Below are 841 nucleotides of genomic sequence, written 5' to 3'. Positions count from 1 at the left end.
ACCCATAGCGCGCGTATGGATCTGGCGTTTTCGTTGGGGGAGCGTTTCACCGAGGCCGGTGAGCCCGCCGGAATCGGTGGGGCGGTGGAATTTCGCACCGACGTATTCGACCCCGAAAGCATCCAGGCGCTGATCAACCGCTTCGAGCGGGTGTTGATGGCGATGACCGCCGATACGGGGCGGCGCGTGTCGTCGCTGGATGTGCTTGATGAGTCCGAACATGCCCGGCTGCAGGAGATCGGGCATGCGACGGTGGTGACCCAGTCGGTGAGCGCGACGGTGTCGGTTCCGGAGTTGTTCGCCGCCCAGGTGGCCCGGACTCCGGAGGCGGTGGCGCTCAGTTGTGGTGAGCAGTCCTGGACTTACCGCCAACTCGATGAGGCGGCTAATCGATTGGCGCATTTGTTGGCCGGCGCCGGTGTGGGTGCTGGGTGTGTGGTGGGAGTGTTGCTGGAGCGCTCGGCTCGCGCGATCGCCGCGATCACCGCGGTGCTCAAAACCGGGGCGGCCTATCTGCCCATCGACGTGGGCCATCCCCGGGAGCGCCTCGAGTTCATGCTCACCGATGCCGCACCGGTGGCGGTGTTGAGCACCGCGGATCTGGCTGGGCGCCTCGACGGATTCGACGTGGCGGTCATCGACATCAACGACCCCGCCGTCGAAGACCAACCCGACACCGCCCTCCAGCCCGGGCCGGATCCAGAGGATATCGCTCATCTGATTTACACCTCGGGCACCACCGGGGCGCCCAAGGGGGTGGCGGTCACCCACCGCAACATCACCCAACTGTTGGGGTGCTTGGATGCTGATCTGCTGGCCGAGTCGAAACAGGTGTGGGCGC

The 841-nt window shown here is 65.9% G+C and carries 1 protein-coding gene; it reads left to right on the top strand.

Features of this window, described 5'->3' with window-relative positions:
* Positions 1–841: AMP-binding protein (locus A5736_RS17880; protein ID WP_139333398.1), on the top strand; the 841-nt coding region annotated here is incomplete at both ends.

This window comes from Mycobacterium sp. SP-6446, from assembly GCF_001954045.1.
In the GTDB taxonomy this organism is placed as follows: Bacteria; Actinomycetota; Actinomycetes; order Mycobacteriales; family Mycobacteriaceae; genus Mycobacterium.
This window is presented reverse-complemented; position numbering and strand designations above follow the sequence as displayed.